We start from the raw sequence: 25,931 nt of genomic DNA, 5'->3' as shown, positions 1-25,931 counted from the left end.
CATCCACGCACAGGTGAGTATCGTCGCATCCGGCAGTGCGCACACCGTGTTAGCGGACTCGCTGTCCGATCGATTGCTGCGTGAATTGGCGGCGCCGCGAGATATCGCAGCCCTTGCCGTCTTTCGCATACTGATCGGTGGGCTGATGTGCGCCGGCGCTTTGCGCTTTGTGCGCAATGGATGGATCGAGCGCCTCTACGTCGAGCCTGAGTTTCACTTTAAGTATTGGGGATTTTCCTGGGTTCAGGTGCCCAGCGAGTTCGGACTTTACCTGCTCTACTGTGGAATCGCTCTGGCGGCGATCTGCGTCGCCATCGGGCTTTTCTATCGCGTGGCTATCATCACGTTTTGGTGCCTGTTCACTTACGCGGAGCTGATGGATGTTACCACCTATCTAAATCACTACTACTTTATCAGCGTGCTCACGCTGATTATGTGTTTTCTCTCGCCGCATCGGGCCTGGTCTGTGGACGCCTGGCGGCGCCCGGCGCTGCGCAGCCAAACGCTGCCTGCGTGGCAGACCCATTGGGTACGTTTCCAAGTAGGCTTGCTTTACTTCTACGCGGGATGGGCAAAGTTCGAGATCGATTGGTTGTTGCATGCGCAACCCTTGAACATCTGGTTGCCGCCGCACAGCGGGCTGCCCTTACTCGGTCCTCTCTTAGAGCAGACCTGGGTGCACTTTGCCTTCTCGTGGTTTGCGTTTCTGTTCGACACGCTGATCATCGGTTTCATGCTGTGGCGGCCGGCGAGGCCCTATGCGTTTTTGGTGATTCTCGTATTCCATTACTTCACGCACGTCTTCTTCAACATAGGTCTCTTTCCCTTCATCATGGTGTTTTCCGTGCTCATCTTCTTTGAGGCGGATTGGCCACGGAAGCTCGCCCGCTTGCTACGCGTACCGCTCGCGGCGCGTGCCGCGGTTACTCCCGCTAACGCCCCGCGCCGCTGGAGTCTCGGGCGCGCGTTGGCGACGCTCGCCGTGGTGTTGTTCTGCGCCCTTCAGTTCCTGATGCCGCTGCGCCATTGGTATTACCCCGGCACCGTGCTCTGGCACGAGCAGGGGATGCGCTTCTCATGGCGCGTGATGTTGCGGGAGAAGTCCGGCAGCCTGGAGTACCGCGTGGCGCTGACGCGCCACGATGGGACGCGCCGCACGGTCATCGTCTCTCCCCATCGCTACCTTACGGAGGAGCAGTACCGTGAGATGGCCGGGCAGCCCGACCTTATCTTGCAGCTGGCACACCACATACGTGACGACTACCTCGCCGAGGGCTTCGCCACCGTGGAGGTGTATGCGCAGTCCTTCGTCTCGTTGAACGGTCGGCTGGCGCATCGGATGATCGACCCCGCCGTCGACCTGGCCAGTACCGAGTTCGGTTTGGCGCGCGCCGGGTGGATCACCTCGGCGCCGCCGGAACCTCCGCCCCTGCAAAGACCTTTGCGACTGGACAGAAAATGAACATCTCCAATGCCCATCGCAGCGCGCTACTTGCCGCGCTGTTCCTAGGCAATGGCCTAGGTGCGAACGCGCAGGCGCCATCGGCGACTGCGGTTGATCATGAGATCGATGAGATTGTGGTGCGCGGCGTGTTCGTCGAGGCAGATCGGGTGACCGGGTCTGCCCACCGTGTCGACGCCCAGACCCTAGAGTTGTACGAGTACAACGATATCAGTCGAGTGTTGAACTTCGTGCCCGGCGTGTACGTGCGTGAGGAAGATGGCGTGGGCCTGCGCCCCAACATAGGCCTTCGTGGGGGCAGCGCGGACCGCAGCCAAAAGGTGATGTTGATGGAGGACGGCGTGCCTCTGTCACCTGCGCCGTACTCGGCGCCAGCTGCTTACTACTTTCCTCTGACCACGCGCATGGTGGGCGTTGAAGTGATCAAAGGTCCGGCCTCGATCCAGCATGGTCCGCAGACCATCGGGGGTGCGATCAACCTCGTATCGGCACCGATCCCGGACGCTACCGAGACGATGCTGCAACTCTCAGGCGGTAACTTCGGCCATCGCCTGGCCCACGGGCGCGCCGGGACCCAGTTCGACAAAGTGGGGCTATTGGGTGAGTTCGTGCACCTTGGCAGCGACGGCTTCAAGGACATCGACGGCGGAGGCGATGCCGGCTTTGAGAAGAACGAACTACTGCTGAAGTCATCCTTCGCCATTGGGCGGGGCGAGCTCGAACTGCGGTTGAGCTATGCCAATGAGGTGTCGAACGAGACCTACCTAGGATTGACCGAGGCGGATCTGCGCGAAGACCCCTTCCGTCGCTACCGTGCTAGCGTGCTCGATCGGATGGAGTGGGATTGGGCGGCAGGCCGTATTGACTGGCGTCACCCCCTTCTCGGCGGTCAGCTCAACGTGACCGGCTACTACCAGTACTTCGATCGCGCCTGGCGTAAGTTCAACAACTTCAACGGCGCGGACATCCGCGAGGTGCTCGCCAATCCGCAGACCCCCTTCAACCAGCTATTTGTCTCCATCCTCGACGGTGCTGACACCGATGGAGTGAGCGGATCGCCCGACGACATCCGTGTTGGCACCAACGATCGCAACTTCTACTCGACGGGTTTGCAGAGCGGGCTTCAGTGGTTCTTTGGTCGCCGCGCGACACACGCCCTCGAGATGGGCCTTCGCGTGCATGCCGATCGGGTTCGTCGCCTGCACGATGAGTTCGGCTTCGAGCAGATCGATAGGGAGCTACTCGAGAACGATCAGCCCCGTGACATCGTCACGGACAACACCGGTCAGACCCAAGCCCTTTCGCTCTGGATTCGCGATGAGATCAACGTTGGGCGCTGGCGGGTGGTGCCGGGTTTGCGCATCGAAGCGATCAGCAATACTTTCACCGACCGCCTCGCCGGGGGCGAGCAGGACAACGAGTACCTGGTGGCCTTGCCCGGTTTGGGTGCAGCCTTCGACGTGACCGATGGCCTTATGATGTTGGTTGGCGTGCATAGGGGATTTTCTCCCGCAACGCCCTCCTTGACCGAAGACATCGAGCCGGAGGACTCTTGGAACTACGAGGCTGGGGCACGATGGCGCGGGCCTCTTGGCAAGGTGGAAGTCATCGGTTTCTTTAACGACTACAATAACCTTACGGCCATCTGTACCATCTCCGCGGGGTGCCTGCCGGAGGAGATCGGTACGCAGACGAATGCTGGGGAGGTGAGGACCTTCGGGGTAGAGGCCGGCTGGAGCAAATCCTTTCGGGTCTCCTCAGGCTTAAGTGTTCCCTTCGCCGCCAGCTACACCTACACCAACGCAGAGTTTCGTGAAGAGTTCCAGTCGTCCAACCCGCAGTTCGGCAGTGTGGAGCCGGGCTTCAACTTGCCCTACGTACCGCCGCACCGTGCCAACGTCAACGCTGGAGTGGAAGGTGCGAACTGGGGGTTGCAGCTCTCGTTCGCCTACATCTCGCGGATGCGAGACCAGGCGGGCATGGGGCCGATCCCACCGGATGAAGGGTCTGATGAGACGACCTACGTGGATCTCGCGGCCTACTACGAAGTGAGTAAGCGCTTCAGGCTGGCGGGACGTGTCGACAACGTGACGGACGAGGTGTACGTAGTGTCGCGTCGACCGTTCGGTGCGCGCCCGGGCCGACCTCGCATGTTCCAACTCAGTGCAACCTATCGCTATTGATCGGCATAGTTTCGGTGCACGCCCAGTCGCGGGGGCGGGGCCGAGACCTGGGGAGCCCTGGCCACAAGAGGGGGAAGCGTGGCTGATCTACGACGGCCACTGTCCCTTCTGCGCGCGGTACACGCGCTACCTGCGCTTGCGGGATACGGTTGGCAGCGTGCGCCTGCTTGACGCCCGGTGCGAGGAAGAGGTGGTGGCGATGGTCAGGGCACGTCACCTGGACTTGGATGAGGGCATGGTGCTGCTGCTGCACGATCAGTGCTATCACGGCGCGGACTGCCTGAACGCCCTGGCGCTATTGAGTTCCCGCGTTGGGTGGTTCAACCGTCTCAACCACGCGCTGTTCCGACATCCTCGACTGGCGCGTGTGGCCTATCCGGCGCTGCGTGCCGGGCGGAACGTCATCCTACGCATACTGGGTCGTCGGCCGATCGATGCCCCATGAGGGTCTAGCCGAAGGCAAGGCCGATGGCCATGGATGTCCTATCGGCGCCGACCGACGGCTCCTCGCACGCCTGCGCGAGCCTGTGTTCGGTGTGCGGGCCCACCATCGCTACCGCGAGAAGAATGCCCACGAGAAGCGTCAGCAATTTGATGGACATGGGGGCTCGGTGTGCCGGGGCCACGGGAATACTCCTTCCGCTTACGTCGGTGCCAACGGGCACGGGCGGGGCGCACGAAGGCGCCTCGATTCGTCGTCTTGCCCCCATTGCGACAGCGCGGCCCAGTTTCCCTCGCTGCGCCTGCGCTTTCTCTACGCGTGTAATGATCGGCTCTGGTCGAGGACTACCCGGGTGACATTCCGCACATCGCGGTGGCGTGATCACTCACGAGGAGAAGGCCCATGCACGCATTACGCTACAACTTCAGTTCCCTCACCGCCCTGTTCGCTGGCGTCGATCCGCGGCGGGTGGCCCTCGCCGCCGGCGCCTTGGTGCTGCTGCTGCTGCTGTGGCGCAGGGTGCGCGACGGCTTGCTGATGGCCGTTGTCCTTGGTGCCGTCCTACTGGCCGGGCCGAGTGATGAGGAGGGCCCAGCGCCCGCCTCGCTTGAAGAGGATATCGCGACCCTCCCAGCCGTTATCTTGGCGTGAGCGCGGCGGCGTCCACACTGCCGGGCGCTGCGGGGGCGCCTCACGTCGTTGCGCGTGAGGAAGAGCCTGCGCCTAGGGTCGGGGCGACTGTGGCAGCAGTCGCCACCCCCTGCGCGCCGATCGCCCTCAACGAGGTGCTTGGCGAGTACGGGCCGATGCTCGCCCGCATCGCCGCCACCTACGAGGCCGATCCCATGCGTCGCGAGGAGCTGGTGCAGGAGATTGTGCTGGCCGTATGGCGATCATTGGAGCGCTTCGAGGGGCGATCCAGCGTGCGCACCTTCGTTGCTCGAATCGCCCACAATCGTGGCGTCAGCCACGTCGGCCGCGAGATCCGACGACCCCAAACCGTCGACGAGGGAGACGGTCCTGCGCACTCCGCCGCGGGGCCCGCCCAAGACCCCGTCCAGCAGGTGAACGCCGAGCAAACCTACGAGCGTCTGGTGTCAGCCGTAGGCCAACTGCCGCTCGGACCACGTCAGGTCGTCTCCCTCGCCCTGGAGGGCTTCGATCACCGTGAGATCGCGGACGCCTTGGGAATCTCCGTCAACAACGTGGGCGTGCGCCTGAATCGGGCGCGCCGCGCCCTCCGCGAGGAGTTGGAGTCATGAGCGGATCGCCGAACGATCGTGACGACCTAAGTGATCTGCAGGCGCTCTGGCAGACCCAGCCCAGCGCGGTCGCCGTGAATATCGAGCAGCTCCAGAGCACCTTGCGTCGGCGCCAGCGCATGACCCGACTGATGATGTGGGGCGATTGGGCGTGCACCGTGGCGGTGCTCGCGCTCATCGTCTGGGTGGCGTTGACGTCCCCAGCGCTAGCGCTGAAGTCGCTGGTATGGATGGGTTTCCTTGGCACCGCTGGAGTGCTCGCCCTGCTCGGTGGTATCCGCGTGCGCCGCCCCGTGTGGTCCGTGGCCGATGGGGTCGACGCGGATGCGCGCAGCCTTATCGACGCCTCGATTCGCCAGGCCCAGGCCAGCCTTGGAATCGTCCACATTGTTTACTGGACCGTGGGCGCTTGCTTCATCTTCATGGCGGGCTGGGCGGCTGTCGAGTTCTGGGGGGGCGATCCCCTGGGCGCGGATGATGTGAGGCGACGCTTGTACGCCTACGGCTTTGCCGTGGTCTACGGCGTTGCCTTTCTGGTGGGCGGCGCGGTGTTCGCCAGGCGCAAGCGTGCCGAGATCGCACGCTGGCAGGACTTGCGCGCGGCCCTCGCCGCCGACGGGTGACGTCGGCTTCTGACAACGGGTTCACAGGTCTCAGCGGGTGGCTAGGGTAGCGTCCGCCGCGTATCGGCGATTTGACGGAACATCGTCGATCCCTGTTGTCTTACCCACTTAGCCCAGCCGCGGGAGTGATCGCCGCATGTCAGACCTGTCCCTAGCGCGCCGGCGCTTCCTCGTTGGCTTTGCACTGTCTTTTTGCTGTGTGCTCGCTACCGCCGCGCACGCGAACTGGCATTCGCGCAGTGAAGGGGTCATGGGCACCAACATCGCGGTCCAGCTCTGGCACGAAGACGAGGCGGCAGCGGAGGAGGCCCTCGATGCGGTGATCCGGGAGATGCACCGAATCAACGCGTTGATGAGCACCTGGCAGGAGGACACGCAGCTGTCCGCCGTCAACCGTGACGCCGCGGATCGTCCGGTCAGCGTATCGCGTGAGCTTTTTGGTCTGATCGCCCGTGCGCTCGAATTCTCCGAGCTGACCCAAGGGGCCTTCGACATCACCTACGCGAGCGTCGGCTACCTCTACGACTACCGCAAAGGCATCAAGCCCGAGGCGAAAGCGGTGGTGCAGGCGCTGAAGGCCGTCGACTACCGTTTTGTGACCATGGACCCCCAGACCCACAGCATCCGCTTCCAGCGTGAGGGCGTGCGCATCGATCTCGGCGGCATCGCCAAGGGATACGCGGTGGAGCGGGGGAATGCGCTCCTACGCGCGCGAGGCATCGAGCACGCGATCGTCACCGCTGGCGGCGATAGCCGCATTCTCGGCGACCGCCGAGGAAGGCCATGGACCGTCGGTATTCGCAATCCGCGCACAGAGGGAACGGTGGTCACTCGCATTCCCTTGGTGGATGAGGCGATCTCTACCTCCGGTGACTACGAACGTTTCTTTGAGGTGGACGGCGTACGGCACCACCACATCCTCAGGCCCGGCACTGGCGAGTCGCCGCGTGAGGTGATGAGCGTGACCATCATCGGTCCGGACGCCACCACCACCGACGCCTTGTCGACGGGCGTTTTCGTGCTGGGGGTCAAAGATGGCCTGGCGTTGATCGACGCATTAGATCCCTACGAGACCGTAATCATCGACGCCAGAGGCCAGACTCACTACTCGAGCGGCTTGGTCGCGCCCGCTGCGAACGGCAACGCTGGCCCGTGAAGGCCCTCTCGGTATCCTGCCTCCCGTCAGGTTGCCTAGTGCTCTTGTTTGCCTCTGTCTGTCCGCTCGTGGCCGTGGGGCAGGGCGTGCCCGATGACTTGATCGCGCGTCTTGACTCCGTGCGCAAGGAGGAGCACGTACCTGCGATGGGGCTGGCGCTGGTGAGTACGCACGAGACCCTCCATGTAGGCGCCTACGGCGTGCGCGACCTCGAATCGCAGGTGCCGGTCGGGCCGGATACGGTCTTTCGCGTGGGCTCAATCACCAAGACCTTCACCTCCCTTGGGGCCCTAGTCCTGGCGGAGCGTGGGATGCTGCAGCTCGACGACCCGGTGACCGAACACCTCGACGGCCCCGCGCCCTTCGATAACCCCTGGGCGGACGAGGTGCCCGTACGCATCGCGCACCTGCTCGAGCACACGGCGGGGTTTCAGGATATGGTCGCGGACGAGTGGGCCGTGCGGGAGCCGATGAGCCTCGACCGGGCACTCGCCTTGCGTCCTGCCTCGCGCACGGCCCGCTGGCCACCCGGCACCCACTCCTCCTACTCCAACTCCGGCGCGGGGGTCGCTGCCAAGGTGTTCGAGGAGGTGAGCGGCCAGCCCTTCGAGCGCTTCATGCAGGAGGCTCTGTTCGCACCTATGGGCCTCACCAGTGCGACCCTTAGCCCGACGCCCGATACGCTCGCGCACCTGGCTAAGGGCTACGATCGCGACGGCCGCACACCGATGGTCTACTGGCACATGTTGTACCCCGCCTTCGGCGCCTTGAACCTGACGCCCAAGGACATGGTGCCCCTGCTGCAGCTGCTGATGGGTGAGGGTGTGGTAGAGGGTCGACGGCTACTGACGAGCGAGTCGATCACCCGCCTCGAATCCCCGCGCACCACTCTGGCCGCCAAGGCTGGTCTTACGGGCTGGGGCTACGGCCTCGGCAACTACGCTTGGGCGCGCAAAGGCGTCATCTGGCACGGCCACGGTGGCGATGCCGACGGCTACCTCGCCCACTACGGCTACAGCCGTGAGCTCGATCGGGGCTACTTCCTCGTCATCACCGCGTTCCGCAAGCAGTCCCTGCGGCGCCTGAGACGGGTGATCGAAGACGCCTTCGCGCCGGCCGCTACCTCGCCTCGGCCGAGCGTCCCGCCTGTCGCCAGGCTGGCGCCGAGCGACCTAGACGCCTACGCAGGCGAGTACCGCTCGGCCACGACGCGCTTCGCGGGCGCGCCGGTGAAGCGAATGGTGATCGAGCGGGAAGGCGGACGACTCCTGACCCGAATCGACGGCGGCTCCCCACGCCCTCTCTTGCCGCTGGGCGATCACACCTTTCGCCGCCCCTGGGAGCCGGCCGCCACCAGCGCATTCGTGCGCGATGACGAGGGCACCCTCTACCTACAAGGGGACATGGGCAACTTCCAGCGTGTGACCCCCTAAGCGCCTTTTGATGGCACTTTGTGAAGCCCGTCAGATAGGGGCTTGTAGTTGTGACCCGACACATTGAAGGTGAATCGACGCGTATGGGAGCGTAGCCAAGCCCGATGAGCGGCCTCCTGCGCCCCAGCTTCGGCGGTGGTGGACGCCCCCTCTCGTGGCCAAAGAATCATCTTTCGCGACCTGACGGGTGCCAAGCGTATGGGGACGGTATCGGGCGACCGGCGACAGTGGTGTCGGCGGACACTTATGAATGGGCGATCGTCGGGGGCAGCTCTGCTAATCGCTGCTGTTTGCCTGTTTGGCAGTCTGGCCAGCGCCCAGGAGCCGGGCGCCGGGGCCGACGCCGCCATCAGCCCGCCCGCTGCCGACGCGCCCCTCAAGGCGATCGACCAGGAAGTCCAGGACCTCAAGAGTGAGGTGCTGGCTCTCAACCGCGATCTGTTCATTCTCGAAGAAGAGTTGCTATTTCCCGCCAACACGCAAGTCACCGTCTTCCTCTCCTTCGACGTTGGCACCTACTTCGCCCTCGACGGCGTAGAACTCGAGGTGGATGGCAAGCAGGTGGCGAGTCATCTCTACACCCAACGCGAGGTCGATGCGCTCGTTCGCGGCGGCGTACAAAAGCTCTTCGTGGGCAACCTGCGCGCTGGCGAGCACGAGCTGGTCGCGCGTTTCACCGGTAAGGGGCCTCACGGGCGCGACTACCGACGCGGTACCACCCTCGAGTTCGAAAAGGGTCTAGGTACGCGCTATGTGGAGCTCCAGATTCACGACAGCGAGCGCAAGCAGCAGCCCGAGTTCGTGGCGCGGGTGTGGGAGTAGCTGTCGATGGGTCGAGGCTTAAGCGTCGCGTTGCTCGCCTGCGCGTTGATCGGCCTCGCCGACGACGCGGACGCGCGACGTAAGCGCTACGAACCTCGCGTGCGGGACCTCCACTACGGCGAGGTACTGTTCCACTTCTATCAGTACGATCACTTCGCCGCGATCACTCGCCTGCTCGCGGCGCGCGAACAGGAGCGCATCGCCCATCACAGCACCGAGGCGGAGCTGCTGCTCGGCGGCATGTTTGTCAGCTACGGCCAGCAGGAGGACGCGGAGCAGATCTTCCACAGTCTGCTAGCCCAAGACGACCGGGAGGAGGTGCGCGACCGGGCCTGGTTCTACCTCGCCAAGATCGCCTACCAGCGGGCCCAGCCTGACCGCGCCGCCCGCGCTCTCGAGGAGATCGGCGAGTCCCTGCCGCGCGACCTCGACGCCCAGCGCAAGCTGCTTGCCTCACGCCTTTACATGGACGCCGGGCAGTACGATCAGGCGGCCGCCCAGCTCGAACGTTGGAAGGGGTCGGACGAATACCTCGACTACGCGCGCTACAACCTCGGCGTCGCTCTCGTGCGCGGCGGTGATGTGCAGCGCGGCACGCGCTTCCTGCAGCGTATCGGCGCTGGCCGCGAGCAGCCAGACCGGGTGGGCTTCTTCGGCAGCCTTGGCTATCTCTTCACGCCTTGGCGCTTACTGAAGCGCGAGGGCGCGATCGATGTTGATCTCACCTACGAAGAACACCAGGCGCTCACGGACAAGGCCAACGTTGCCCTGGGCTTCGCGTTTCTGCAGGACGACCAACCGGACGAAGCCGCCCGGTACCTTGGCCGCGTGGAAGACGCCAGCCCCTGGAGCGCGCGGGCGCGCCTCGGTCTCGGTTGGGCCTACGCGGCGCAGGGGGAGTACGAGCAGGCCCTCGATCCTTGGCAGGCCCTAGAGGCGGGTGATCCCTTCGACCCTGCTGTGCAGGAAGCCTACCTGGCCGTGCCCTACGCCCTTGGCAAGCTCGAGAACTATCCCGCCGCGGTGGATCGCTACACGGCCGCGATCGGTTCCTTCAATGACGAGATGGCGCGCATCGACCGGGTCGCCTACGACGCGGCGGGCGGCGGCTTCCTCGGCGAGTTATTGGCCTCCGTCGAGGGCGATGATCTCGGCTGGTTCTGGCAGCTCGAGCGACTGCCGGACACCCCACAGACGCGCTATCTCTATCGCTTGTTGGCCGAGCACTCGTTTCAAGAGGCCCTCAAGAACTACCGAGATCTGCGCCTCCTGCGGCAGAACCTCGAGGGGTGGCGCGAGGGCGTCACGGCCTATCAGGACATGTTGGCCTCGCGGCGCACGCGTTTCGACGGTCGCGTCGAGTTGATGGGCGAAGCGCTCGCCAGCGGTCGCTTAGGGGCCCTCGACGAGCGCGCTGAGCGGGTCAGGGGACGGCTGGATCGCGTGCGCGAGCAAGCGGACGCGGCAGGATTGGTGAGCTCGGACGAGCAGGCAGTACAAGCACGCCTCGCCCGCGTGCGTCGCCGACTCGATACGCTGCCGGCGCACGCGGGACGCTATACTGAACAACTGGATGAGCTGCGCAACAAATACCGGGTCCTGAACGGGGTCCTGTCCTGGCAGCTGGAAGAGGAGTACGCCGCGCGCCTGTGGGACCGCACGAAAGCCGTGCACGAACTGGACGGCGCCCTGGCCGAAGCACATACGCGCACGGAGGCGCTGCTCGCCGCCCGCGAAGGGGCAGACGAGCGCCTGCAGCGATTTGCCGAACGCGTGGAGGCCATCGTGCCCCGCGTCGACGCACTCACCGCACGGATCGACGGGCTCATGGATGAACACGGCGATTACATCTACGCCTTGGCGACGCTCACGCTCGATCAGCGCCGAGCCCGCCTCGCCGCCTACCTTACGGAAGCCCAGTACGCGCTCGCGAGCGTCTACGACAGCGCTGCCCATGGAGACGGGCCGTAATGGCGGGTGACTCGCGACAACCGGGACGAAACGTCCTGCCAGCGGCGGTGGCTGGCGCGGTGCTCGCCGTCGCGCTGCCCGCGCAGAGCCAGGTGCTGTCTGATTTCCTCGACGCCGAGCGCGCGCGGGATAGCTACCACGCGTTCCTCGAGCTCGCGCCGGCCGATGACCCGCGCCGAGCCGACGCCCTGCGTCGCCTCGCCGATCTCGAGCTCGAGCGCGCCGAAGAGCTGCTCCTAGAGGAGGAGCGCTTGGACGCGGCCCAGGCTGCCTACGGTGAGGCGATCCGCCTCTACGCAGAGCTGGTCAATCGCTACCCCGATCGTCCCGAGGGCGACGTGGTGCTCTACCAGCTCGCCCGGGCGCACGATCAACGCGGCGAGCCGAATGACGCCGTGCTCGCCCTTTCGCGCCTGGTCACCGAACACCCCGACTCACCGCTGGTGGACGAGGCTTGGTTCCGCCAGGGCGAGGCGTACTTCCTGCGCCAGGATTTCGACCTGGCCGCGGATGCCTACGGCCAGGTGCTGGCTATCGGTGATCAGTCCGATTTCTTCGATCAGTCCCTCTACAAGCAGGGTTGGTCCCTGTTCCGTGAGGCGCGCTACGAGGACGGTACCGCTGCCTTCTGGCACCTCGCGGGGCGCATCCTTACATCCGATGACATCGCTTACAGCCAACGCGCCGAAGATGACATCTCCCGCGCCGAGCGCGAACTGCTGGACGATGCGATCCGCGCGATGAGCATCAGCTTCTCCTACCTCGACGGCGTCGACTCTCTGACGGCGTTCCTCGCCACGCAGGCAAATCCAGGCTTCGAACACCTCGTGTACGCAGGCCTCGGCGACCTCTACCTGGGGCAGGAGCGTTTCAACGATGCGGCGAGCACCTATGACGCTTTCTCGGTGGCCTACCCTGAGCACCGCGAGGCGCCGGTCCTGCAGCTGCGGGTGATCGACACCTTCGTCAATGCGGGTTTTGCCGACGAGGTCCTGGCAGCGAAGGAGGCCTTCGCCGAGCGCTACGCCCTCACGGCGCCGTTCTGGAGCCTGCACGCCCCCGCCGACTTGGAGGACGTGGTTGCGGCCCTCAAGGTGCACCTGACGGATCTGACCGAGTACTACCACGCGCGCGCCCAGGCAGGGGCTGAGGCCGGCACGGTCGATTCCGCTGCGGATTACGAGACGGCCACCTATTGGTACCGTCAGTGGCTCGCCTCCTTCCCCGCCGAGGTGGAGACGCCGGGCAAACGCTTCCTGCTTGCCGAACTGCTGTTCGAACAGGAGCGCTTTGCCGAGGCGACGGAAGAGTACGAGCGGACCGCCTACGAGTACGGCGACCACGAGCAGGCTGCCGAGGCCGGTTACGCGGCGCTGCTCGCTTACGACCGTGAAGCCGAGAGACTGGGTGATGGTGGGAGCCGCGACGGCTGGCGCCGCCAGGGCGTCGACAGCGCCCTGCGCTTCGCCGCAACCTTCCCGACCCACCCGCAATCGGTGCCCGTCCAGACGCGGGCGGCGGAAGACCTGTTCGCCTTCGGTGAGTACGCCGCGGCGAGCGAGGCAGCGGTCGTGGTGACGACCTGGGACCCGCCCGCCGAGCTGGCCCTCGCGCGTACCGCCTGGACCGTGGTCGGCTACGCCCAGTTCGAGCTGGCGGATTACCTGCGCGCTGAACAGGCCTATCAACAGGTGCTGGCCCTCGATCCTGCGCCGCAGGTGCGCGATGACATGACCGAGCGCCTGGCCGCGAGCGTCTACCGCCAGGGCGAGGCCCATCGTGATGCGGGCGACCTCGAGAGCGCCGTGGAGGACTTCCTGCGGGTTGCGCAGGTGGCGCCGAACTCCTCGATCACCGCCACCGCCGACTACGATGCCTCCGCCGCCCTGATTCAGCTCGAGCAGTGGGATCGGGCCGCCACCGCCCTGAACGACTTCCGCGCGCGCCACCCTGATCACGAGTACGGCGCCGATGTAACCCGCAAGCTGGCCACGGCGTATCTCGCCACGGGCGACGCTGCTGGCGCTGCGGTCGAGCTTGAACGGGTGGCACGGACGGACAGCGAACCCATGGACGTGCGCATCGACTCGGCGTGGAATGCTGCAAATCAGTACGAGCAATCGGCCAACCCAGCCAAGACGCTCGCCATGCTTGCCTTCCTGAGTGATCAGCTGCCCGTGAGCCTCGACGAACGCGTCGATGCCCAGGAGCGCACGGCCGCCACGCACCAGCGCCTCGGCAACGGTGCGGCGGAGCTCACGGCCTTGCGCCGCCTAGTGGACATCGATGCCGCGGCAGGCGCCAACCGTAGCGATCGCAGCCGCAGCGCCGCCGCCGGTGCGGCCCTCAAGCTCGCCGACGTGGAGCGCCAACGCTTCGAACGTCTGCAGCTGACCCTGCCGATCCAGGACAGCCTCACGGCCAAGCGCGGTGCGATGGAAAGCACGCTCGACGCCTACACCTTGGCGGCGGGCTATGGCATCGCCGGCGTCAGTACGGCGTCCGCGTACCGCATCGCGGATCTCTACCTTGGCCTCGGTCGCGCCCTGATGGACTCGGAGCGACCGCCGGAGCTGAGCGAACTGGAGTTGGAGCAATACGAGTTCCTGCTCGAAGAACAGGCCTTTCCCTTCGAGGAACAGGCGATCGAATTACATGAGGCCAATGCGCGTCGCACCGTGGACGGCGTGTTCGACGAATGGGTGCAGGCCAGCTTGGCACGCCTCGCCGAACTGGTGCCGGCGCGCTACGCCAAGGCAGAGAAGGGAGAGACCCTTGTCAGCTACATCGATTAAGCCTGCCCATCGAGTCGCGCGATCGAAGCGACCGGTGCCGACCCGCGCAGGCGCGCAGCTATTACTGCTACTTACTGGCGCACTCGTGCTGGCCGGCTGCTCTTCCGTGCCTTCCGATCGTAAGGCGAAGGGAGGCGAAGCAGGTGAGGCCGATGCGGTGGTAGTGTCGGCGCAGGTACAACGGGATTACGGCGCTGCCCTGGCGCTGCTCGAAGCGGGCGATTTCACCGGCGCCAGTGAGCGCCTCGAAGCGCTCATCGCGGCCCAGCCCACGCTGCTCGGCCCGCGCGTGAACCTCGGCATCGCGCTCTCCGGTGAGGGGGAGTTCGAGGCGGCAAAGAACGCCCTGCTCGGCGCCATCGAGCTGCGGCCGGACGCTGTTGAGGCCTGGAATCAGCTCGGTGTTGTCTATCGTCAGATGGGCCGCTTCCTCTCGGCGCGCGATGCCTACGAGAAGGCTATTGCAGCTGTGCCTGACTACGCGCTGGCGCACTTCAACGCCGCCGTGCTGCACGATATCTATCTGCACCAGCCCGCTGAGGCCCTGGTGCACTACGAACGCTATTTCGAACTCGCGGAAGAGCCGGACGATCGGGTGGAGGCGTGGATCGCCGACATGCGCAGGCAAGTGGAAGCCGAACAGCGAACGGCAGGAGTGGTCGATGAAGAATTCTAATCACCGAAGGCGCAGTCTGCTGGTCGTCGCCCTCGCCGGCGTGCTGACGGGCTTTGGCGCTTTCGCCCAGGAAGAGGAGGCGAGCGCGAGCGCGGCGGCCGATGCGCAGGAGCTGCCAGGGCCGGCGGTGGAGACCTCGCCAGCGCCCACCCGTATGCGTGCGACCCGCCGCGGCGGCCGGCAAGAGATCGAACTACAGACCACCTCCGTGAGCGGCAACCGGGAGTTGCCGCGCGTGATGGTGGTGGTGCCGTGGAAGTCCGCGGCACCCGCAGAACTCGGCGGACGACCGATCGTCAGCCTAGTGGAGGAGGCCCTGGCCCCCGTGGATCCGGAAGTATTTCGACGCGAACTCGAGTACTACGGCTTGCTTCACGGTGCGCCTAAGGATGACGCAGCACAATTGGCCAAGACGGCGACTAACCTGACTGAGGAATAAGTTAATGAACGCCTACAACGCGGTAGTCAGTTTCTTTCAAGACGGCGGGATGTTCATGTACCCGATCGTCATCGTCTTTGCGATTGGCCTCGCCATCGCCCTCGAGCGTTGGGTGGTGCTCTCCATGTCCGCTGTACGCAATCAGCAGGTCTGGAAGAAGGTCACGCCGCTGCTGAAGAGCGGCGACTACAACCAGGCGGTGATCGTGACCCGCCAGTCTAAGACCTCCGTCGGCAAGATCCTGTCCTACGGCTTCGATCGCCTGCGCAGCTCGCGCCGCCGCGACGACATCGAGCGCGCCATGGAGGAGAGCCTGATGGAGGAGGTGCCGCGCCTCGAGCAACGCACCCACTACCTGGCCACCTTCGCCAACGTGGCGACACTGCTCGGCCTGCTCGGCACCATCATCGGTCTGATCAAGGCCTTTACCGCGGTGGCCGCGGCCAACCCGGCGGAGAAGGCAGACCTCCTGTCCGCCAGTATCTCCGTGGCCATGAACACCACGGCCTTCGGTCTGATGGTGGCGATTCCGCTCCTGCTGATCCACACGGTGCTGCAGTCGAAGACCTCGCGCATCGTCGATTCGCTCGAGATGGCGGCGGTGAAGTTCCTGAACAACGTGAGCGAGCGCACGGCGCAGAAAGAGGCGGCCTAGGCCATGGCCATCGGTCGGCGCAAGTGGCGAGATCGGCACGCTCAGGAGACGGCAGAGCTCAACATCACGGCGTTTATGAACCTGATGGTGATCCTGGTGCCGTTCCTCCTGATCACTGCCGTGTTCTCACGCTTGGCCGTGATTGAGCTCAACCTTCCGGGTCCCGACGGTGCGGCTGCTCAGGCGGAGCCGGAAGAGACGCTCAATCTGGAGATCACGGTGCGCGCTAACTACCTGGAAGTGGGCGATCGCGACACGGGTCTGCTGAAGGCCTTTGCCAACACCGTGGATGGCAAGTACGACCTCGCGGCCCTCGCCGACTTCCTGAAGCAGGTGAAGGTGCGCTACCCCGACAAGACTGACGCTACGGTGCTGCTGGAGCCCGACATCGAGTACGACGTACTCGTGCAGGTGATGGACTCGGTGCGCGTGGAAGAAGTGGTGGAGAACGGCGCCAAGCAATTCGGTGAGCTGTTCCCCGAGATCGCCGTGGGCGATGCCGTACCTGCCTCGCCTGGCGTCGAAGCTGCCCTGACCGCTGACGCCGCGAGCGTCCTCGATGCGGGCGACTGACGCCTCTTAAGGAGCACTGATCGTGTCAACCAGATTCAATCGTCGCTTCAGTGGCGGGCGGCGCAACGCCAACGCGTCTGCGGCCGGCAAACTCAACCTCGTCTCACTGATGGACATCTTCACCATCCTGGTGTTCTTCCTGCTCGTGAACTCCAACGATTCACAGGAAGTGCCGTCCTCGAAGATCCTGGCGATGCCCGAATCGGTCGCCGAGGAGAAGCCCCGCGAAACGGTGGTGGTCATGGTCACGGGCGACCGCATCCTGGTTCAGGGGCAGCAGGTGGCGACGACCGAGGAAGCCGCTGCCGTAGAGGGCAACATCATCGCGCCCTTGCGCGAGGCCCTGGCCGCCGAACACGAGCGGCTGATCGCCGACGCGGGTCTGGCGGCCGACGAAGAGCCGCCGGCACACGAAGTCACCATCATGGGAGATAAGGGCACGCCCTTCCGCCTGTTGAAGAAGGTCATGGCGACGTGCACCGATGCGGACTACACGCGAGTCTCCTTGGCCGTCGTGCAGCGGGCGGGCAAGGACGAGCCGGCAGGAGGTGCCCAGTCATGAGCACTTACGTGCACAGCTACTACCGCGAGTACGACCTGCCGTGGAGCGTGCCCGAGGTTGACGCCAAGCGTCTGAACAAGTTCACGCTCCGGGTGCTCGCCGTCACCTTGGTGCTTGCGCTCATCGTGCCAATCCTGCCAACTCAGGATGCGGAGCAGGCGCGGCCGGAGGAGGTGCCTGAGCGTTTCGTGAAGCTCGTGATAGAACGCAAGAAGCCGCCGCCGCCACCGCCCGTGGTGCAGCCGGAACCAGCGCCTGAGCCTGAGCCGGTGGTGCAGGAGAAGCCGCCTGAGCCCGTGTCCGAGCCCGAGGTGAAGCCAACGCCTGAGCCCGTCCCGCCGCCGCCTGAAGTGAAGCCTCAGGAACGCGTTGCCGAGGCACGGGAGAAGGCCTCGCGTACGGGCGTCATGGCCTTCGCCGACCAGCTAGCAGACCTTCGCCAGCACTCGGCGGTGACTGTGGCGGCCAAGCCTCAGGCCCTATCGGATTCGGTAGCTGCTGCGGATCGCAGCGAGCGCTCGCTGGTGACCGCCGGGGCTGGCACGGCGAGTGGCGGGATTAACACTGCTGGCCTGAGTCGCAACACCGGAGGCACGCAGCTTACCGGTCGCCAGACCACCACGGTGGAGAGTGACGTCGCTGTCGCCCAGGTGGCGCGGGCTGCTGCGCAGGCTACAGGAGCGGTGGCCGTGACCCGCAGTCGGGAAGAGATCGAGATGGTGTTCGATCGAAACAAGGCAGCCATCTACGCCCTCTACCGACGTGCTTTGCGTCAGAATCCTGGTTTGCAGGGCAAGCTGGTGTTGCGCCTAACGATCGCGCCCTCCGGTCAGGTGGTCGCGTGTGAGGTGGTGTCGAGTGAGCTGAACTCACCGGAACTCGAAGCCAAGCTCGTGCGCCGCGTGCGCCTGTTCGACTTTGGCGCGAAGGACGTTTCAGAAGTCACCACGACCAAGCCGATCGAGTTCTTCCCCGCATAAAAATCTGCCGCATCTAGCGCGGCCCGAACACCGCACTGGGCAACCCCGGTGCGGTCTTACGTTATTCTGCGGCTGTTGGGCGTCACCCCCGCGCTCGTCGTACTCGACCGTCCATGGCAGATCCTTCTAAACAGCCGTTCAGGCTGTTTCCGCTGCTGCGCCTGATCGTAGCGCCCGACGCGGGTTTCTTTTACGTCGCCGCCATCTACGCGGTCGCCATTAGCCTGTTCACCTTGGCCGTTCCTATCTCGGTGCAGATCTTGATCGAGGCGGTGGCGAACACCACGGTGGTGCGGGCAGTCGTCGTGCTCTCCCTGGGCTTATTCGCGGTGCTCGCCTTGTCGGGGTTCCTGGTCGCTCTACAGGTGTGGGCGATGGAGGTGTTCGAGCGTCGCTTCTTTGCTCGCATGACCTCGGAGATTGCCCTACGCCTGGTCTACGCGGATCACGACGCGCTGCTCAATCGCAACCGCGACGACTTGATGAACCGCTTCTTCGAGATCATGAACCTGCAGAAGACCCTGCCCGCGATGGCCGTCGGCGGCACCACCTTGGTGCTGCAGACGCTAGTAGGCTACGTGGTGGTGTCCTTCTACCATCCGGTCTTCTTCGCCTTTAGCCTGGCCCACGCGCTGCTTGTCTACTTCGTTTGGCGAGTGGTAGACAACCAGGCCATCGCCAGCGCCGTCGACATCTCCTCAGCGAAGTTGGATATGGCGGACTGGCTGGAGTCCATCACCCGCAACAATCATTTTTTTAAGGCACGCCGTACGATTGACTACGCCCTCGAGCGAACGGAGCACCACGCTAACAAATATCTCGATCAGCACCGGCGTCATTTTCGCTACACCTTCACCCAAGTGATCGGTTTGCTCGGGCTCTACGCCCTCGCGAGTGCTGCGCTGCTCGGCATTGGAGGTTTTCTGGTCATCGCCGGCGAGCTGTCCCTCGGCCAGCTGGTGGCGGCGGAACTCATCCTTGGGGCGATCTTCGCCGGCCTGGCGGGGTTTCACTACTACCTCGAGCTCTACTATGACCTGTGCGCCGGCCTGCACAAGCTCTCCCAGTTCTACTCCCTGCCCTTGGAAGAGGCTGACCAGCCGCGCATCGATACGCTCGGCTCCAGCATTCGTTTGGTCGATGTCAGCCACAGCTATCGTGGGGTGATGTACTTTTTGGATGGGGAGTTTAGGGCAGGCAGTTGCACCTTGGTGGCATCGCGGAGCGGGGGTGCCGTGCACGTGATGCGCAACCTCCTGCAGCGCTTTCAGGAGCCTGAAAAGGGGCGCATCGAAGTTGGCGGACACGACATCCGCGATATCAATGTGCACGATCTGCGCGATCAGGTGCACTTCCTTAACGAAGACACGCTGATCGAAGGGTCGATCGCCGACAACCTTGCGATCGCCGGAGAACACGTCACCCGCGTCGCCATGCACGCGGAGCTCGAGCTGCTCGGTTTGAGCGATGCCCTCGATGAGCTTGTGGAGGGTTTGGAACTGCGCGTTGCCGCTGACGGCTACCCCCTCGTTTCCACCGAAGCGATGCGCGTGAAAGTTGTCCAAGCGCTGCTGATGCGACCGAGGGTGCTGGTGATCGCACCGCACTTCGATGCCCTACAGTGCGCGCACCGTCGCGCCATCGTGGCGCGCGCCCGGGAGCTTAGTATCACGTTGATCTTCCTATCCAACCGACGTGATTTGGACGCCTTCGATCGCTACGCCCTGCTCGACCCGCAGATCACTGGCGACGAGCCACGCACCTTCGAGACGCTCGCCGGTCTAATCAGCTTCGAGATTGAGCAGGGGATCTCCGATGTGACCGCTGGCGGTGAACTCGGCGCCCTGGCGCAGTCCAAGGAGGGAAGCCATGGTTGAGATCAGCGCACATCGATCCGGAGGGCGTCGAGGGGCAAGTCGCTTCCGTTTCGGCATGTTTGCTAATCCGGAGCATAGGCAGTACTTCGATAACTTTCAGAGCATTCGCTTGCCCAGCGTGGGGCTCGCGGTGGCCCTGTCAATCGTGCCCGCTATCGTCATGCTCGTGTTGTTCTTGCGCTTCACTCCGTGGGTGCAAACCTCCGTGGGCAGTGGCAGCGTTACGGCCCTCGACCCGGCGGATCGCTCCCAGGCCATCACGGCGCTTGCCGGCGGGCGCATCTCCCGCTGGTTCGTGCGCGATGGCAGCGTCGTCGAGGCGGGAGATCCCATCGTCGAGATCATCGACCTCGATCCCCAGTTCATCACGCGCTTAGAGCAGGAGCGCGCCGCGGCGGAGAATCGCTACCAAGCGTCTCGCTTAGCGGCGGAGACGGCCCGCCTCGATTACGATCGCAAGAAGCGCTTGTTCGATCAGGGGCTGGTGGCCCGCGTCGATTTCGAGGGGGCGGAGATCAAGTATCGGGAGGCGAGCGCCAAGGCGGAGTCTGATCGTGCCTCGCTCGCTGGCCTCGACATCAACCTGTCCCGCCAGTCTTTGCGCACGGTGTTGGCGCCGCGCGCGGGCACCATCGTCACCATCGAGGCGGGGGACAAGGCCACGCTCGTATCACCGGGGCAGACCATCGCCTCCTTCGTGCCGTCCGGTGTGCGTCTGGCGGCGGAGATCTACATTTCCGGCCTCGATGCGTCCATCGTGGAGCCAGGACGGCTGGTACGGCTTCGCTTCGAGGGATGGCCCTCGGTGCAATTCGGTGGCTGGCCCGAGGTGGCGATCGGTACCTTTGGCGGCATTGTCGCGTCGGTGGATCCGGTGGCCTCGGCTAACGGACGCTTTCGCGTGTTGGTTACGGAGGATCCCTCCGATCCGTGGCCCGAAGAGCGCTACCTGCGGCTCGGGGCCCGAGCCCAGGGCTGGATCCTGCTGAGTGAGGTGAAGCTCGGCTACGAGCTTTGGCGTCGCCTCAACAGCTTCCCGCCGCGGCCACCGGAGGCGCGAGGGGCTCCCGCGTCGATCGCGGCCCTGACTGAATGACCGTTCCTACGGGGCCTGCGTTGACCTGCTGGCTGCCGTCCCTGGTCTGCCTGCTCGCCGGGCCTACAGCCGCTCAGCAGTTGGATACGCAGGAGGCCTTGGGCCTAGCGGATGTGATCGCGCGTCCCGAGGCTCTTCAGGCCCTCGGTCCAATGGGCGGTCCGGAGGACTTAGGCACGGCGCCTGCGCTCGAAAGCGATGAGGTGCTGCGCTCTTCAATCGAGTCCTTTCCGAAAATTCTCGCTGCGGTGGAGAAAGCCGCCGCCGCGCGTGCAAAGGTGCTGTCCGCTCAAGGTGTTGCCTACGACAGTGAATGGCAGACCAAGTCCCTAAATTGGTTCAGTGGCTTCTACGAGGGGCTTACGGTCGACTCCAAGGTGGTGAAGCCCATTCGCGGCGACGCGATCGAATTCTCGGGCGGCTACCGTATCAGCGATGCGGACTTCCCCATCTACCAGGACGAGTACGTCACCAACGATTTGGGCGAGATCAACGTGGGTGTGGTGTTCGCCTTGCTCCAGGATCGCCAGTTTGGCCCTCGCCGCTTCGCCCTGCGCCAGGCAGATTTGGATCTGCGCCTTACGAATCTGGAGCTGCTGCGCACGCAGGTTCAGGTGCAGCACGGCGCCTTGCGCGCCTACTGGCGTTGGGTGGCGACGGGGCAGAAGCTGGTGGTGTACAGCGAGTTGCTGGATCTTGCCGTGCGCCGCGACGACGCTTTGCGGCGGCGCATTGCCGAAGGGGATCTGGCGGAGATCTTCCTCGTCGAGAACGCCCAGAATCTGTTCAAGCGCCAGTCGCTGGTGGTGCAAGCAGAGCGAGACTTCCGGGTTGCGGGCTTACAACTGAGCCTGTACTTGCGCGATGCAGATGGCGACACGACGGCACCACCCGGCGCCCGTCTACCCTTGGAGTTCCCCGCCGTGAGTCGCGCGATCATCGATGACCTTCCCACCGATCTGTTGCGCGCGATGGAGCAGCAGGTTTCGCTGGTCGCCGTGGATGCGCAGGTGGAGAAGGAGCGCAATCGCGTGGCTCTCGGCGAGAACGCCTTTAAGCCTCAGCTGGATCTGGAGGTGAAGCTAGCGCGAGACTTCGGTGCCGGTAGCGAGACCCGTCAGGGCAACGATGTGATCGTGAGCCTCGACGTAAAGTACCCGCTGCGTCGACGCAAGGCACAGGGGCAAATCGACGAAGCGCGGGCCAACATCCGGTCGCTGCAGCAGGAGCGTCGCCTGCTTGCCGACCAGCTCGACGCGCAAGTCTTGGGCATCGCTGAGCAGATCGTGGCGGACGTGCGCTTCGCCAGCATCACCTCAGTTCAGGTGGTTGCGGCCCAGCGTCTGGAAGAAGCGGAGCGGGTGAAGTTCAGCGAAGGGGCGAGCGATCTACTGGTGGTCAACCTGCGCGAGGAGCGCGCGGCTGATGCGCGTATCGCGGCGATCGACGCGCGCCTTGCCTACTTTCGAGCCCTCGCCGACTACTTCGCCGCCACCGCAGACTTCGGCGCCCTGGGAATCGGATCGGGTCTGCCGCGTTAGTCGGCGTCCTCCGGTCGGAACAGATCACCGGCGCAGTTGAGGTAGGCCGATCTCAGTGCCGCGGGCAGCGGTCGTTGCAAGGTCACCGACAGCGTAGGTTGATCCTCCAAGGCGATGCGCAGAGTGCCTCCGGAAAGGAACAGTCGTTGAAAAAGCAATGAGTTGTCCTCGATAGCCGTGCACCTGGATCGCGGTGAGGCGCCTGGTAGGTTGATCGGCGTCTCTAGGCGCATGGTGCTGCGCACTTCCAGGGCAGCCACGCCGGTTCTGGGCGTAGCCTGCAGAAGGTCGCGAGGCAGCGAACACCAAAGCACGCGCGTCTGCTCTCCCTCCCGTCGCTGGGTGAGTGAGGTGGTGATCAGCGGCTGGTCGTCGCGCAGCACGGTGATCTGTACCCCGCAGGCGGTGAGCTCACGCGACTCGGGCGCCAGTGCGATCACCGGCTCGTAGGCTACGGTGGTCTTGATCGGCTTACCCGGACCGTCCTGGGCGCTGGCGGCGGCCGCGAAGAGCAGGCCGAGCGCCACGGCGGCGAGCGATCGGGTGAGAGGGCTCATTCTTCCCCCTCCAACGCCTGGGCCTGTCGTTCAGCCTGCAGGTCGAGCTTGTCCAGCAGGCGCCACAGGGCGTCGATTTCTTGCTTGTTCAGGGCTTCCAACAGCCGATCCTCATGCCGTTGGGCGATGGGGCGGACCTGCTGGTAGACCCGGCGCCCGGAGGCCGTGAGGCTCAGCCAGGTGACGCGCCCGTCTTCACGGCTGGCCCGACGGCGCACGAAGCGGCGGTCCGCGAGCACGCGAACTGCGCGGGATATCGCCACCTTATCCATGCGCACGATAGGCTCGATATCCCTCGCCATGAGCTCCTCGTGCTCGGCGAGCACGGCCATGATGCGCCATTGGGGGATCGTGAGGCGGAAGCGGTCGGAGTACTCAGTGGCGATCAGGCCGCTGACACGGTTCGACAGCACGGACAGACGGTACGGCAAAAAATCCTGTAGGCGCAGGGTGTTGCGGTTTCCGTCGGCAGCTTTACGGGCACGTTTCTTCATCCTGCTATTTTAATTTCATTTGAAACAAAATACTATGAGGTCCTCACGAGGATGTCCCACGCCGCCGCAAGAATCGGGGTCGCGCAGCGCGCCGCGTTGGGGCGGACGGCGTCCTCATCGCCAGACACGCTCGAGGGAGATGCACCATGGCCACGGCGCAGAACGTTACCGAAAATCCGCTAGGGACTGACGGTTTCGAGTTCGTTGAGTTCACCAGTCCAGAGCCGGAAGCGCTCGCCAATCTGTTCGAGCGCATGGGCTTCGTCGCTGTCGGTAAGCATCGCCGCAAGGATGTGGTCCGCTACCGGCAAGGCGACATCAACTTCATTCTGAACCGCGAGCGCAGCGGTCAGCCGGCGGAGTTCGCCAACGTGCACGGCGCATCCGCCAACGCCATGGCATTTCGCGTGAAGGATGCGGCCTTCGCCTTCGCGGAGGCTCAGCGCCGCGGTGCGCAACCCGTGCAAGCGCCCGTTGGGCCGATGGAGCTGAACATTCCTGCCATCGCCGGTATCGGCGGACTGAACATCTACCTCGTAGATCGCTACGGTGCGCAGAGCATCTACGATGTCGATTTCGAACCTATCGAAGGCGCTGACCCCGCGGCCAGCGACATGGGACTCACGTACATCGACCACCTCACGCACAACGTGGATCGCGGTCAGATGGACAAGTGGGCGGAGTTCTACGAAGGCGTGTTCAACTTCCACGAGGCGCGTCACTTCGACATCAAGGGGCGTAAGACGGGGCTACTCAGCCGCGCCATGACTTCGCCCTGTGGGAAGATCCGCATCCCCTTGAACGAGAGCCAGGACGATAAGTCGCAGATTGCCGAGTTCTTGCGACGCTACAACGGTGAGGGTATCCAGCACATCGCCCTGGGAAGCCGTGATATCTATGCCAGCATTCCGGCCCTACGCGAGCGGGGTGTGCCCTTCCAGGATACGGTGGACGCCTACTACGAGTTGATCGATCGTCGCCTGCCGGACCACGGGGAAGATGTGGCGACGCTGCAAGCGCAGAAGATACTGATCGATGGCGGCGAGATGCAGGGCGGCGGCAAGCTACTGCAGATCTTCACCGAAGAGGTGATCGGTCCGGTCTTCTTTGAGATCATCCAGCGCAAGGGTAACCAGGGCTTTGGCGAGGGTAACTTCCAGGCCTTGTTCGAGTCCATCGAACTCGATCAGGAGCGCCGCGGCGTCATCTGAATCGCTCGCCGAGTTCGCTATTGGGTGCGCCACGCAAGCGCGCGTGGGGCGCTCATCGCTTCATTTTTTCGAGGAGTTCATTGATGAAGCTTGCTTCTCTCGCCAGCAAGGGGCGTGACGGCCAGCTGGTCGTGGTCAGCCGGGATCTTGGCCGCTGCGTCGCGGTGGACGAAATCGCCGCCACGATGCAGCAGGCCCTAGATCACTGGTCGATCGCTGAGCCGGCCCTGCGCGAGATCTACGACTTGCTCAACGGCGATCCCTCGCAGGGCATGCCTTTCGATCAGGCCCAGTGTGCGTCCCCGCTTCCGCGCGCCTACCAGTGGGCTGACGGTTCCGCTTACGTCAACCACGTGGAACTCGTGCGTAAGGCGCGAGGGGCCGAGATGCCCCAGAGTTTCTGGACCGACCCGCTCATGTACCAGGGCGGCTCCGACAGCTTTCTCGGGCCTCGCCAACCCATTGGCGTCGGTGATGAGTCCTGGGGGGTCGACATGGAGGCGGAGATCGCTGTGGTCACGGGCGATGTGCCCTACGGCGTGCCCGCGGCCCAGGCGGGTGCGCACGTTCGGCTGCTCATGCTGGTCAATGACGTAAGCCTGCGCGGACTCATCCCTGGCGAGCTTGCCAAGAGCTTCGGGTTCTTCCAGTCCAAGCCGTCCTCGGCCTTCTCGCCCGTTGCGGTGACGCCCGACGAGCTTGGTGATGCCTGGCGAGACAATAAGATCCATTTGCCACTGATCGTGCGTTTGAACGAAGCCTTGTTCGGCTGCGCCAACGCCGGCGTGGACATGACCTTCGACTTCGCCCAGCTGATCGCCCATGCCGCCAAGACCCGACCGCTCGGCGCGGGCACCATAATCGGGTCCGGAACCGTGTCCAATAAGCTGGACGGTGGCCCGGGCAAGCCCATCAGCGAGGGTGGTGTCGGCTACTCCTGCGTGGCCGAGGTCCGCATGGTCGAGACCATTCTCGAGGGGGCGGCGAAGACGCCGTTCCTACGCTTTGGTGATCGCGTGCAGATCGAGATGCGTGATGCCCAGGGTGCGGATATCTTTGGCCTGATCGATCAGATCGTTGAGCCGGTCGACGGCTGAGGCGAACTCGGTCGGCGCCGTCCG

Annotated in this window: 25 protein-coding genes; 22 read left to right on the top strand and 3 right to left on the bottom strand. The window is 64.5% G+C overall.

Annotated elements, in window-relative coordinates:
* Positions 1-13: 13 nt before the first annotated feature.
* The 3 genes from AAGA68_04960 to AAGA68_04950 are packed head-to-tail and all read left to right on the top strand — an operon-like array spanning position 14 to position 4,090.
* Positions 14-1,462, top strand: a complete 1,449-nt coding sequence (locus AAGA68_04960) for an HTTM domain-containing protein (protein MEM9384388.1) — start codon at positions 14-16, stop codon at positions 1,460-1,462.
* Entirely contained in the window at positions 1,459-3,645 is a 2,187-nt protein-coding gene (locus AAGA68_04955; protein ID MEM9384387.1) for a TonB-dependent receptor, read from the top strand. The genes AAGA68_04960 and AAGA68_04955 overlap by 4 nt, the downstream gene beginning before the upstream one ends.
* Positions 3,626-4,090: a DCC1-like thiol-disulfide oxidoreductase family protein gene (locus tag AAGA68_04950; GenBank protein ID MEM9384386.1), complete on the top strand. Its 465-nt coding sequence runs from the start codon at positions 3,626-3,628 to the stop codon at positions 4,088-4,090. Before AAGA68_04955 ends, AAGA68_04950 begins: the two co-directional genes overlap by 20 nt.
* A gap of 4 nt (positions 4,091-4,094) precedes the next feature.
* On the opposite strand, the gene AAGA68_04945 is transcribed toward AAGA68_04950, so the two are convergent.
* The gene (locus AAGA68_04945) at positions 4,095-4,247 is read right to left on the bottom strand and encodes a hypothetical protein (GenBank protein ID MEM9384385.1); all 153 of its coding nucleotides are present in this window, start codon (positions 4,245-4,247) and stop codon (positions 4,095-4,097) included.
* Between the two features lie 242 nt (positions 4,248-4,489).
* Here AAGA68_04945 and AAGA68_04940 point away from each other — a divergent pair, with 242 nt between their 5' ends.
* The 17 genes from AAGA68_04940 (at position 4,490) to AAGA68_04860 (ending at position 22,548) form a co-directional block, all read left to right on the top strand.
* Entirely contained in the window at positions 4,490-4,738 is a 249-nt protein-coding gene (locus AAGA68_04940; GenBank protein MEM9384384.1) for a hypothetical protein, read from the top strand.
* An 89-nt stretch (positions 4,739-4,827) separates the two neighbouring features.
* Positions 4,828-5,349, top strand: a complete 522-nt coding sequence (locus tag AAGA68_04935; GenBank protein ID MEM9384383.1) for an RNA polymerase sigma factor — start codon at positions 4,828-4,830, stop codon at positions 5,347-5,349.
* Complete coding sequence (locus AAGA68_04930) at positions 5,346-5,972, top strand: hypothetical protein (GenBank protein MEM9384382.1); 627 nt, start codon at positions 5,346-5,348, stop codon at positions 5,970-5,972. The genes AAGA68_04935 and AAGA68_04930 overlap by 4 nt, the downstream gene beginning before the upstream one ends.
* A gap of 136 nt (positions 5,973-6,108) precedes the next feature.
* Positions 6,109-7,128: an FAD:protein FMN transferase gene (locus AAGA68_04925; GenBank protein ID MEM9384381.1), complete on the top strand. Its 1,020-nt coding sequence runs from the start codon at positions 6,109-6,111 to the stop codon at positions 7,126-7,128.
* A 38-nt stretch (positions 7,129-7,166) separates the two neighbouring features.
* Positions 7,167-8,561: a serine hydrolase domain-containing protein gene (locus AAGA68_04920; GenBank protein ID MEM9384380.1), complete on the top strand. Its 1,395-nt coding sequence runs from the start codon at positions 7,167-7,169 to the stop codon at positions 8,559-8,561.
* Between the two features lie 246 nt (positions 8,562-8,807).
* Positions 8,808-9,383, top strand: a complete 576-nt coding sequence (locus AAGA68_04915) for an AraC family transcriptional regulator (GenBank protein MEM9384379.1) — start codon at positions 8,808-8,810, stop codon at positions 9,381-9,383.
* Between the two features lie 6 nt (positions 9,384-9,389).
* Positions 9,390-11,354 (top strand): tetratricopeptide repeat protein, encoded by a 1,965-nt coding sequence (locus tag AAGA68_04910; protein MEM9384378.1) that lies wholly within the window; start codon positions 9,390-9,392, stop codon positions 11,352-11,354.
* Positions 11,354-14,149 (top strand): tetratricopeptide repeat protein, encoded by a 2,796-nt coding sequence (locus AAGA68_04905; protein ID MEM9384377.1) that lies wholly within the window; start codon positions 11,354-11,356, stop codon positions 14,147-14,149. Before AAGA68_04910 ends, AAGA68_04905 begins: the two co-directional genes overlap by 1 nt.
* A gap of 34 nt (positions 14,150-14,183) precedes the next feature.
* Entirely contained in the window at positions 14,184-14,825 is a 642-nt protein-coding gene (locus tag AAGA68_04900; GenBank protein ID MEM9384376.1) for a tetratricopeptide repeat protein, read from the top strand.
* Positions 14,812-15,264, top strand: a complete 453-nt coding sequence (locus AAGA68_04895) for a hypothetical protein (GenBank protein ID MEM9384375.1) — start codon at positions 14,812-14,814, stop codon at positions 15,262-15,264. The genes AAGA68_04900 and AAGA68_04895 overlap by 14 nt, the downstream gene beginning before the upstream one ends.
* Positions 15,265-15,268: 4 nt before the next feature.
* Positions 15,269-15,919: a MotA/TolQ/ExbB proton channel family protein gene (locus tag AAGA68_04890; protein ID MEM9384374.1), complete on the top strand. Its 651-nt coding sequence runs from the start codon at positions 15,269-15,271 to the stop codon at positions 15,917-15,919.
* A gap of 3 nt (positions 15,920-15,922) precedes the next feature.
* Positions 15,923-16,492, top strand: a complete 570-nt coding sequence (locus tag AAGA68_04885; GenBank protein MEM9384373.1) for a biopolymer transporter ExbD — start codon at positions 15,923-15,925, stop codon at positions 16,490-16,492.
* Between the two features lie 22 nt (positions 16,493-16,514).
* Positions 16,515-17,054: a biopolymer transporter ExbD gene (locus AAGA68_04880; protein MEM9384372.1), complete on the top strand. Its 540-nt coding sequence runs from the start codon at positions 16,515-16,517 to the stop codon at positions 17,052-17,054.
* Complete coding sequence (locus tag AAGA68_04875; protein ID MEM9384371.1) at positions 17,051-18,034, top strand: AgmX/PglI C-terminal domain-containing protein; 984 nt, start codon at positions 17,051-17,053, stop codon at positions 18,032-18,034. The genes AAGA68_04880 and AAGA68_04875 overlap by 4 nt, the downstream gene beginning before the upstream one ends.
* A gap of 113 nt (positions 18,035-18,147) precedes the next feature.
* Positions 18,148-19,911: an ABC transporter ATP-binding protein gene (locus AAGA68_04870; GenBank protein MEM9384370.1), complete on the top strand. Its 1,764-nt coding sequence runs from the start codon at positions 18,148-18,150 to the stop codon at positions 19,909-19,911.
* Entirely contained in the window at positions 19,904-21,007 is a 1,104-nt protein-coding gene (locus tag AAGA68_04865) for a biotin/lipoyl-binding protein (protein MEM9384369.1), read from the top strand. Before AAGA68_04870 ends, AAGA68_04865 begins: the two co-directional genes overlap by 8 nt.
* Positions 21,004-22,548 (top strand): TolC family protein, encoded by a 1,545-nt coding sequence (locus AAGA68_04860; protein ID MEM9384368.1) that lies wholly within the window; start codon positions 21,004-21,006, stop codon positions 22,546-22,548. The genes AAGA68_04865 and AAGA68_04860 overlap by 4 nt, the downstream gene beginning before the upstream one ends.
* Here the strand turns inward: AAGA68_04860 and AAGA68_04855 are convergent.
* Both AAGA68_04855 and AAGA68_04850 read right to left on the bottom strand, forming a co-directional pair.
* Positions 22,545-23,105, bottom strand: coding sequence for a hypothetical protein (locus AAGA68_04855; GenBank protein MEM9384367.1), 561 nt, complete (start codon positions 23,103-23,105; stop codon positions 22,545-22,547). The two genes, AAGA68_04860 and AAGA68_04855, sit on opposite strands and share 4 nt — an antisense overlap.
* Positions 23,102-23,599, bottom strand: a complete 498-nt coding sequence (locus AAGA68_04850; GenBank protein ID MEM9384366.1) for a MarR family transcriptional regulator — start codon at positions 23,597-23,599, stop codon at positions 23,102-23,104. Before AAGA68_04850 ends, AAGA68_04855 begins: the two co-directional genes overlap by 4 nt.
* Before the next feature lie 146 nt (positions 23,600-23,745).
* Here AAGA68_04850 and hppD point away from each other — a divergent pair, with 146 nt between their 5' ends.
* Positions 23,746-24,810, top strand: coding sequence for a 4-hydroxyphenylpyruvate dioxygenase (gene hppD, locus AAGA68_04845; GenBank protein MEM9384365.1), 1,065 nt, complete (start codon positions 23,746-23,748; stop codon positions 24,808-24,810).
* Positions 24,811-24,893: 83 nt separating this feature from the next.
* Complete coding sequence (locus tag AAGA68_04840) at positions 24,894-25,907, top strand: fumarylacetoacetate hydrolase family protein (protein MEM9384364.1); 1,014 nt, start codon at positions 24,894-24,896, stop codon at positions 25,905-25,907.
* The last annotated feature ends 24 nt before the right edge of the window (positions 25,908-25,931 follow it).

The organism is Pseudomonadota bacterium (assembly GCA_039193195.1).
Taxonomy (GTDB): domain Bacteria; phylum Pseudomonadota; class Gammaproteobacteria; order Steroidobacterales; family JBCBZW01; genus JBCBZW01.
The sequence above is the reverse complement of the archived record's forward strand: the minus strand, read 5'-3'. Positions and strand labels throughout refer to the sequence as shown.

Excerpts from the sequence above, each read along its gene's own strand:
- AAGA68_04955 (MEM9384387.1), top strand. The coding sequence starts at position 1,459 with ATGAACATCTCCAATGCCCATCGCAGCGCGCTACTTGCCGCGCTGTTC.
- AAGA68_04945 (MEM9384385.1), bottom strand. The coding sequence starts at position 4,247 with ATGTCCATCAAATTGCTGACGCTTCTCGTGGGCATTCTTCTCGCGGTA.
- AAGA68_04940 (MEM9384384.1), top strand. The coding sequence starts at position 4,490 with ATGCACGCATTACGCTACAACTTCAGTTCCCTCACCGCCCTGTTCGCT.
- AAGA68_04930 (MEM9384382.1), top strand. The coding sequence starts at position 5,346 with ATGAGCGGATCGCCGAACGATCGTGACGACCTAAGTGATCTGCAGGCG.
- AAGA68_04925 (MEM9384381.1), top strand. The coding sequence starts at position 6,109 with ATGTCAGACCTGTCCCTAGCGCGCCGGCGCTTCCTCGTTGGCTTTGCA.
- AAGA68_04915 (MEM9384379.1), top strand. The coding sequence starts at position 8,808 with ATGAATGGGCGATCGTCGGGGGCAGCTCTGCTAATCGCTGCTGTTTGC.
- AAGA68_04910 (MEM9384378.1), top strand. The coding sequence starts at position 9,390 with ATGGGTCGAGGCTTAAGCGTCGCGTTGCTCGCCTGCGCGTTGATCGGC.
- AAGA68_04905 (MEM9384377.1), top strand. The coding sequence starts at position 11,354 with ATGGCGGGTGACTCGCGACAACCGGGACGAAACGTCCTGCCAGCGGCG.
- AAGA68_04895 (MEM9384375.1), top strand. The coding sequence starts at position 14,812 with ATGAAGAATTCTAATCACCGAAGGCGCAGTCTGCTGGTCGTCGCCCTC.
- AAGA68_04890 (MEM9384374.1), top strand. The coding sequence starts at position 15,269 with ATGAACGCCTACAACGCGGTAGTCAGTTTCTTTCAAGACGGCGGGATG.
- AAGA68_04885 (MEM9384373.1), top strand. The coding sequence starts at position 15,923 with ATGGCCATCGGTCGGCGCAAGTGGCGAGATCGGCACGCTCAGGAGACG.
- AAGA68_04875 (MEM9384371.1), top strand. The coding sequence starts at position 17,051 with ATGAGCACTTACGTGCACAGCTACTACCGCGAGTACGACCTGCCGTGG.
- AAGA68_04870 (MEM9384370.1), top strand. The coding sequence starts at position 18,148 with ATGGCAGATCCTTCTAAACAGCCGTTCAGGCTGTTTCCGCTGCTGCGC.
- AAGA68_04865 (MEM9384369.1), top strand. The coding sequence starts at position 19,904 with ATGGTTGAGATCAGCGCACATCGATCCGGAGGGCGTCGAGGGGCAAGT.
- AAGA68_04860 (MEM9384368.1), top strand. The coding sequence starts at position 21,004 with ATGACCGTTCCTACGGGGCCTGCGTTGACCTGCTGGCTGCCGTCCCTG.
- AAGA68_04855 (MEM9384367.1), bottom strand. The coding sequence starts at position 23,105 with ATGAGCCCTCTCACCCGATCGCTCGCCGCCGTGGCGCTCGGCCTGCTC.
- AAGA68_04850 (MEM9384366.1), bottom strand. The coding sequence starts at position 23,599 with ATGAAGAAACGTGCCCGTAAAGCTGCCGACGGAAACCGCAACACCCTG.
- hppD (MEM9384365.1), top strand. The coding sequence starts at position 23,746 with ATGGCCACGGCGCAGAACGTTACCGAAAATCCGCTAGGGACTGACGGT.
- AAGA68_04840 (MEM9384364.1), top strand. The coding sequence starts at position 24,894 with ATGAAGCTTGCTTCTCTCGCCAGCAAGGGGCGTGACGGCCAGCTGGTC.